Source organism: Streptomyces sp. NRRL S-118, assembly GCF_000716335.1.
Lineage (GTDB): Bacteria > Actinomycetota > Actinomycetes > Streptomycetales > Streptomycetaceae > Streptomyces.
In genome coordinates, this window is record NZ_KL591034.1 from 29,033 (window position 1) to 36,593 (window position 7,561).

At 71.7% G+C, this 7,561-nt stretch carries 10 protein-coding genes; 5 read left to right on the forward strand and 5 right to left on the reverse strand.

The window, feature by feature from the left end:
- Positions 1–53: 53 nt before the first annotated feature.
- Positions 54–809: a hypothetical protein gene (locus tag IH00_RS0134305; RefSeq protein ID WP_031080103.1), complete on the reverse strand. Its 756-nt coding sequence runs from the start codon at positions 807–809 to the stop codon at positions 54–56.
- A 141-nt stretch (positions 810–950) separates the two neighbouring features.
- On the reverse strand, positions 951–1,364 hold the full coding sequence (locus IH00_RS0134310; RefSeq protein WP_031080105.1) for a RidA family protein: 414 nt from the start codon (positions 1,362–1,364) through the stop codon (positions 951–953).
- Between the two features lie 351 nt (positions 1,365–1,715).
- Here IH00_RS0134310 and IH00_RS0134315 point away from each other — a divergent pair, with 351 nt between their 5' ends.
- Both IH00_RS0134315 and IH00_RS0134320 read left to right on the forward strand, forming a co-directional pair.
- A complete protein-coding gene (locus tag IH00_RS0134315; protein ID WP_031080107.1) occupies positions 1,716–1,937 on the forward strand; it encodes a hypothetical protein in 222 nt (73 codons plus the stop codon).
- Positions 1,938–2,009: 72 nt separating this feature from the next.
- The gene (locus IH00_RS0134320; protein WP_031080108.1) at positions 2,010–2,435 is read left to right on the forward strand and encodes a DUF3592 domain-containing protein; all 426 of its coding nucleotides are present in this window, start codon (positions 2,010–2,012) and stop codon (positions 2,433–2,435) included.
- Between the two features lie 115 nt (positions 2,436–2,550).
- Here the strand turns inward: IH00_RS0134320 and IH00_RS0134325 are convergent, their stop codons facing one another.
- The 3 genes from IH00_RS0134325 to IH00_RS0134335 form a co-directional block, all read right to left on the reverse strand.
- Complete coding sequence (locus IH00_RS0134325) at positions 2,551–2,901, reverse strand: DUF6233 domain-containing protein (protein WP_052411864.1); 351 nt, start codon at positions 2,899–2,901, stop codon at positions 2,551–2,553.
- A 51-nt stretch (positions 2,902–2,952) separates the two neighbouring features.
- A complete protein-coding gene (locus tag IH00_RS0134330; protein ID WP_063835478.1) occupies positions 2,953–3,324 on the reverse strand; it encodes a hypothetical protein in 372 nt (123 codons plus the stop codon).
- 139 nt (positions 3,325–3,463) lie between these two features.
- Positions 3,464–4,087 (reverse strand): TetR/AcrR family transcriptional regulator, encoded by a 624-nt coding sequence (locus IH00_RS0134335; protein WP_031080114.1) that lies wholly within the window; start codon positions 4,085–4,087, stop codon positions 3,464–3,466.
- Positions 4,088–4,226: 139 nt separating this feature from the next.
- On the opposite strand from IH00_RS0134335, the gene IH00_RS0134340 reads away from it, so the two are divergent.
- From IH00_RS0134340 to IH00_RS0134355, 3 genes are all read left to right on the forward strand, one after another.
- Positions 4,227–4,859 (forward strand): PH domain-containing protein, encoded by a 633-nt coding sequence (locus IH00_RS0134340; protein ID WP_324615815.1) that lies wholly within the window; start codon positions 4,227–4,229, stop codon positions 4,857–4,859.
- Positions 4,856–6,379: a PH domain-containing protein gene (locus tag IH00_RS0134345; protein ID WP_039947718.1), complete on the forward strand. Its 1,524-nt coding sequence runs from the start codon at positions 4,856–4,858 to the stop codon at positions 6,377–6,379. Before IH00_RS0134340 ends, IH00_RS0134345 begins: the two co-directional genes overlap by 4 nt.
- 520 nt (positions 6,380–6,899) lie before the next feature.
- Positions 6,900–7,292 (forward strand): nuclear transport factor 2 family protein, encoded by a 393-nt coding sequence (locus tag IH00_RS0134355; protein WP_031080122.1) that lies wholly within the window; start codon positions 6,900–6,902, stop codon positions 7,290–7,292.
- The last annotated feature ends 269 nt before the right edge of the window (positions 7,293–7,561 follow it).

A 7,561-nucleotide genomic window follows, 5' to 3' on the forward strand; every position in this document is an offset into this window, starting at 1 on the left:
CGTACTCGTCGCAGCCATCAACGAATGGCTGTGACCAGCACTTCTGCAACCCCCTAGGACGTGGGCGCGTCCGGCGTGGGCTTCCGCCTCCGCATCACGTCCGCCACGCTCACGTCCTCCGTCTCCGGAGCCCCGAACGCCTCGACGATCGCCCCGCTGCTCGTGCCGGTCACTTCCAGCGCCACGTGGCTGCCCATCAGGCGCAGGTCGAGCCTCGCCAGCGGCGCGCCCGAACGGTCCTGCATCCGGTGGATCCGGGACGCCGGATAGTCCAGTTCTGTCAGCTTCCGGTGCAACACCTGGTAGCTGGTCGTCCTGGGGCTCCTGAACGCCTCACCGACGCGCTGTGCGTGTTCGCTGCCGCTGCACTTCTCGACACCGGTCAGCGGCACCTCCTCGGCCGGCCCGGACCCGGCGGGATCAGGTACCGCCTTCGTGGGCACGGCGTCACCCGCAGGAACGGGTATGTCTCCCTCGGCGTTCGGGGTCCCGGGCGGTGTCTCGCCGGGCCCGTACCTCGGCGCGGGCGTGTCCTCCCGGCCCGGCAGGTCCTCCGGCCCGGGAACCCCACCGTTGTCGCAGCCACCGGGGGAATCCGGTGCGCAGTCCTGCGTGATGCGGGTTCCCATCGCCACAAACCGCAACTCCGCGGCGTTGTCGCTCGGCGGATTCCTCGGTGGGGTGGCCGCCGGGGCGGTACTTCCCGTCGCGGTCCGTCCGGCCGTGGCGCTCGGAGCGCCGCAGCCGACGAGGACCATGCAGCCGAGCGCGGCCAGCGGAACAACCTTCAGGAGGGATATCGATCGCACGGGCGCATCATGCGGCGTGCCGGTCACCGCGCACATGGGTACGCGTACTCACCTCGTCCCCGCCCCCGGCCACCGCCACTCCGCGGCGGTGTCCGGCGCGGGGTGACGGCGGTGCGAGGCGGCCGGGTCCCCGTACGGGAGTCAGCCGGCGGGGCGCACGGCAACCGCGTCGATCTCGAAGAGCATTCCAGGCAGTGCGAGCGCGGCCACCCCGCTCAGCGTCTGCGCCGGCAGGCGCTCCCCGAACGCCGCGTGGAGTGCCTTGCCGAGGACCTCCAGCTTGCCGAGGTCGTGGTCGACGATGTACGAGCCGAGCCGCACCACGTGTTCGAAACCGAGCCTGACGCCTTCGAGCGCGTGCCGCAGGTTGGCGAGCGAGAGCTCGACCTGCGCGGCGAAGTCCCCGGGAACGGGCGCTCCGGTGTCGGGGTGGGAGGCGTACTGCCCGGCGATGAAGACGAGTTCGCCCGGCGCGGACACGGCGTGGCTGTAACCGAACGGGGTGGGGTCGTGCAGGGTGCCGGGGTTGGTGATGGTGCGCTGATCGGTGGTCACTGCGGAGCGTTCCTTTCAGGGAAGGTGGTCGCCTGCCAAGCAGGCGGACGAGGTGAGCGTGGTGCCGTCCGGAGCACCGCGGTGAGGTCTTGTGCCGCAACGCGCACGTGGCGGGGCGGCGCCGGGCAGAGTCCTGGAGGGGGTGCGGCCGCGTGACGTGCCCGCACATCGCGCCACCAGTACCGCCACCACCGCAATCACCCCCCACGTACTGCGAACGCGTCGCTTCGGCAGTACATTCCACCGCGGCCGTCCATTCCGCCGCGGCCGCTCGGGCCCGCACGCCATCACCGCCTTTCCCTGGCCGCTGTGCAGGCCCGGGCAGGTGACGGCACGACATACGATCCACCCATGACGAGCACCCCGGAGCACTGGATCGTGCGCCACTTCTCCCAGGCCAACCCCGAAGGCCCGGGCTGCGACAGCGCTCCGGCGCTCCTGCGGCGGCTTGCCGATTCCATCGAGGCGTTGGGGCCGGTCGAGGTGCAGGACATCGTCTTCGAAGCGGAGATGACGGAGTACGGGCCGTGGCGGTCGGGAACCGTCTACTTCCACCTGCCTGAAGACGAGTGACACTTCCCCTGACCGGCGCCCTTTGGCCGCCCCATGCGCAACCAACGACCCAGCACACGCGTCGCATCACACATGGGACGCGCATGGCTCTTTTCTCTCATCCCTCTGGCGATCGGCACGGGTTTCCTCGCCTTCGGCGTGTACGGCCTGCGCCGCGCCCGCGCGCTGCGCCGCACAGGTGTCTCCGCCGAGGCGCGGATCGTCCGCCACGATGCGAGGCGGAGCGACGAAGGGGCTACGTTCTACCACCCGGTCGCGGCTTGGACGGCGCGGGACGGGCGTGCGTGCGAGTACCCCTCCAGGTTCGGCCGCGGCCGCGTCGGAAGCGGCTTCGGTGTCGGGGCGTACGTCATGGTCCGGTACGACCCCGTGGCCCCGCACCGTTTTGAGATCGAGGGCTGGGACGCGAGGACGGTCGACCTGCTCTTCACCGTGCTGGGGGCGGTGTTCACCACGGGCACGGTGCTGGTGCTGCTCGTCCGGCTGCTCACCCTCTGACCGGGGCGGGCTCCGGGCTGCCCTACCGCCGTAACCTGTCCGTGTTGGCTCGTCCAGGCGTACGGCTCGGTGGCCCGCGGCGCGAGTCGGCTGAGCAGAGGCCGGCGAGCACCGCTCATCCGGCGTCGAGGATGCCGAGCTCGGTGTCGGGCCGGCAGACCGCGCATGCCCGCACCTGCTCGGCGAGGGCCCGCCGTGCCACGTCCGCGGAGGCGCTGGTCGAGGCCCTGCCCGCGAGCTTGCAGGTGCCGAGGTGGACCTGGACGGGGCTTCTCGAGCGGTCGACGCTGCGCTGGATCCGGAAGGGGGGAGGGGGCGGCGGAGCGGTCCGCTCCTGGATCGCCCGCCGACGCGCCAGTGCGGCCCGTTCCGCCCGCACGTACAGCAGCTGCACGGTCAGGTAGGCCTCGATGGCAGCAAGCCGTTCGTCATCGGGCGGATACGGGGAGGGCAAGGCGTCGGGCATGTCCCAGTCCTGTCGGACGTCGATGCGGACGGAGGGCGGCCTCGGGCGGCTTCATGCGGCTTCGGTGATGCCGAGCGCCGCCGCGACGGCCGCCTTCGTCACCTGCTTCAGCTCGGTGCGGGTCGGTACACGCTGTTCGGCCTCGACGGTGCTCCAGAAGGGGTGGGTGGTGATGCGGGCGGACAGGTCGGTGCACTCGCGGCGCAGTCGCCTGACCGCGTCCTGCTGATCCCGGGTCCAGCCGGGGCTGCGCTCGCGGCCGCCGGTGACCTCACCGGTGTGCGGGTGCTGGGTACCCGGCCGGCCGGGCAGGGACTCGACGCTCCACGGCGGTGTGCGCAGCAGTGCGGCCAGCTCGGAGGCCGCCTGGTGGAGGCGGGTCTGCGCGGCGCGCAGGTCATCGGGGAATGCGGTTCCGGCCATGGCCAGAATCATACGCCTGTTCGATTCGTTCGGGTCGGGGTGGTGGCGCCCCTCGTCCGGGGGTTCCCGCCCGCCGCGCGTGCCGGCCGCTGGGTCGGGGTGCCCTGCTGTCACGGGCGCCGCCGCGCGGGCAGGGGGATCAGTCGCTGCTCCCGAAGATCCGTTCCAGATGTGCGTCCAGTCGTTCCAGCGCCTCCTCGCCCGTGTGGACCCCGAGCAGCGTGTAGGCCGTCAGGCCGTCGACCAGGCTGATCAGCAGCATGGCTTCGGTCCGCGGGTCGAGCGCCCGCCCGGCAGGCAGTTCCCCCCGCTCCTGGGCGTTGCGCAGGAGCTCCGTGAAGAGCGCCGCCAGCTGCGGGATCCCTTCCCGGGCCTCCGTGCGCAGGCGCTCGTCGTGGACCGCGCGCGCGAAGTACGCGGCGCCCACCAGTGCGCCCACCCTGCTCTTCTCGTCGAGTGGCAGCATGCCCACCAGGCACTCCCGCAGGACGGCCCGCGGCGGCGGTTCGTGCCCCGGACTCGCCGGGAGGGCTCCGATGCGTTCGCGGATCCGCCGTTCGGCCAGGGCGTTGATGTGGCGCAGGGCGAAGAGCAGCATCTCGTCCTTGGTGCGGAAGTAGTGCTGAAGCCTGCCCAGTGAGATGTCCGCCTCGGCTGCCACGTCCCGCAGGCTCACGCCGTCCAGGCCGCGCGTGCTGGCGATGCGCTGGAGCGCCTCGGCGATCTCCCGGCGTCTGGCCTCGTGGTCCACCTTCTTCGGCACCCGTACAACCTCACTTTCGATGCGGCGGGCGGGAGTCGTCCGCCGCTTTCACAAGTCACTTGTACCGTTGTAGCCTATCGGCATCCAATACAACTGACTTGGAAAGCGGTCGACCATGTCCTCTCCTCCCGTCCGGCGCTTGCGCCCACCCCGTCACCGGGTCGCCCCGCTGGCCCGCCGCTGGTGGACAGTCCAGGCGTTGGTGCTGGTGAGCGGGCCGATGCTGCTGACCGCGCTCACCCTCGGCCTGCTCTCGGCGCTCTTCTTCGCCGGTGCGCTGCCCTGGCTGGCTCCGCTCCTGCTCCTCACCCTTGTCGCACCCGCCCTCGGATACCTGTTCCTCATGCCGCGCCGCCGGTACGCGGCGCACGCCTGGGAACTCGGCACGTACGCCGTCTACGGGGCGGGCGGCTGGATATGGCAGTGGCGCCGGATCGCCCCGCTGTCCCAGGTGCAGACCGTCGACACGGTCCGCGGCCCGATCCAGCGGCGCTACGGCCTGACGACGCTGACCGTCACCACCGCCTCGACCGCCGGTGACATCAGGATTGCGGGCCTGGCCGAGGCCGACGCCGAGGAGCTCGCCCGTCTCATCGGCCGCGCCGCCCAAGAAAGCCGCGCCGCCCACGATGGCTGCACCGCTCACGATGGCTGTACCGCCGGTGACGGCCGTACCGCTCCGGCCGCGGCTGCCCCCTCCGCCTCCACCGCCGTCGGTGGCACGCAGCAGGGCTCCCTTCACCAGGGCCGCGCCCAGGGAGGCGCCGAGTGAGCCGCCACGCGGGCGCCTGGCGGCGGCCTGCCGCCCGTAGCCTGCTCCTGCACTGCCGCTGGCTCGTCCCACCGCTCGGCTCGCTCGCGCTCACCGCGCTCGCCACCGGCGGTGCCATCCCCACGGGCGCTCGCATCACCCTGCTCGCCCTCATGCTGTCGTTCGCCGCCGTGACCGCCGCCGGTCTGGTCCGCTGGTCGCGCACCCGCTACCGGCTCACCGCCGACGCGTTCCTGCTGCACAGCGGCGTGTTCAGCAGGCGGCGGCGCTCCATCCCCCTCCACCGGGTCCGCAACGTGGACCTGACCGCGACCGCACTGCACCGGTTGCTCGGCCTCACCGTCGTACGCGCCGGCACCACCGCATCGAACGGCGAGCAGGACGGGATCACCCTCGACGCGGTGACGCTCCGCGAAGCACACCGGCTGCGAGCCGCGCTCCTCGCGCACGCCGACGCCCGGGCCGACGCGCGCCCGGCCGAACTCAGCCGCCTCGACTGGCGTTGGCTGCGCTACGCGCCGTGCACCTTCTGGGTGTTCGGCGGCGTGGGTGTCGCCGCGGGAACGGCGTACAGGATCTTCGACGGCATGGGCATCGAACTCTGGCGGATGCCCTTCGTCCAGCAGCTGTTCGCCGCATTCGGCCACCGGGCGCTGTGGCTGACCGTACCCGCGGCGCTGATCACCGTGACCGCCCTCGGGTCCCTCGGCGCGCTCGCCCTGTACGCGGAGAACTGGTGGGGTTACCGCGCCGCCTGGACCGACGCCGACACCCTCACGGTACGGCGCGGACTGCTGACCACCCGTTCGGTCGCGCTCGAACGCAGCCGCCTGTACGGTGCGCTGCTGCGCGAGCCGTTGCTGCTGCGGGCCGCCGGCGGGGCGAGCGTGACGGCGGTGGCGGGCGGGCTCGGAGACGCGGAGGAGGCCCACGCACGCGGCGCCCTGCTCCCGCCGGCACCGCGGGACGAGGCCCTGCGCGCCGTCACCGGTGCACTCCGCGTGCCCGCGGACCGCGTGGACTCCGTCCCGCTGACGCCTCACCCCAGAGCCGCGCTGCGCCGCAGGACGGTGCGGGGGCTGCTGTTCGAGGTCCTGCCCGTGACGGTCGCACTCCTTGTCCTCGGAGCGCTCCTCAGCCCCGCCTTCCTGCATGCCGCCTGGATCCACGCGCTGGTGGCGACAGCGGTGACGCAACTGCTGGCACGTGATGCGTACAAGAGCCTGGGCCATGCGCTGGACGGCCGCCACCTCCTTGTCAGAGCGGGCACGTTCAGCCGTGACACCCTTGTCCTGGAGCGCTCGGCGATCTCCGCCTGGACGTTCTCGACCTCACCGTTCACGCGGCGCTCCGGGCTCGTCACGCTCACGGCGGCCGTGGCTGCGGGGAAGCACGCCTACCACCTGCGGGATCTCGCGGCCGACGATGCGGTGACCGTGGCCGTCACAGCCCGGGCGGGCATCGTGGAGGAGTTCCTGGAACCTGCCGGCCGGCCCGGCGGTCCACGGAGCGGAGAGTGAACCACCGGCGGAAACGGCACCGCCCTCGGCGTATCCACCCGGCCTGCACCGTGGGGCGACGGCCGCAGGCCGGGCCGGGTTCAGCCCGTCGACCGCCCCGGGGCAGCGGGCACCCGGCCGATCTCGAACGTCGTACCCGGCGCGGCGTACGCGATGGGGCCGTCGAAGCGCCTGGAGGCCCGTGTCACCGCCTGTTCCGGCGTGAGGAACCGGCCGACATGCGTGACGACCAACCTGCCCGCCCGGGCCGCCCTGGCGGTCTCGCAGCCGGTGGTCTCGCCACCGGCCACAGCGCCTGTTACTGACCGGCAGGAACGGCCGCAGTCGCTCCCACTCGGCATCCGTCAGGTCACCCCGCCTCATGTCCACTTCAAGCGACGCCGACATGAAGCAGACATGACCGACCGGCAGCTTGTGGGGGCGGGCGTCCGATCAGGTGGCGGTGCTGGCGAAGCCGGTGTGCCTGAGTCCCGCCGACCGGATCCGACCTAGGTTCGTAGGGAGATCAAAGGAGGCTGCCATGGCCGATCACCCGAATATCGGGGTGTTTCACCGGGCTCTGGAGGCGTTTTCGGCTGGCGATATGGAGGCGCTGGCGGAGGTGTTCCACCCGGATGTGGTGTGGCATCTCGGCGGTCACGGTCCGCTGGCCGGCGACTACCGGGGGCGCGACGCCGCCTTCGCCCTGTTCCAACGGGAATTCGAGCTGACAGGCGGCACCTACCGCCCCCAGCTCCACGATGTGCTAGCCAACGACGAGCACACGGTCGCCCTGCTCCACGTCACGGCGTCACGCGAGGGCAAAGAGCTGGACATGAACGAGACGATCATCTTCCACATCCGGGAGGGCCGGATCACCGAAGCCTGGGGGCTGTGGTCCGACCAGAAGGCGTACGACGCGTTCTGGTCGTAGAGACGCCGCCCGTTTGCCACGCGCAGGACCGCCCCCGGCACGATGGCGGTCCGGCGTTCGCGGAAGTCCGGTACCAGGGCCAGGCGTCGTAGACCCGGCCAAGATCCACCGGTCAGGGCCCTAGTCTTCTGAGTCAGGAATTCTGTTCAGATGTGTAGGATTGATTTGTGGCGCGTACGGGGCGGCCTAAAGCCGAGTTGACGTTGTCGGATCAGGAACGGGCCGCGCTCGAGGGGTGGGTGCGGCGCCGTTCCACGCCGCAGGCGTGG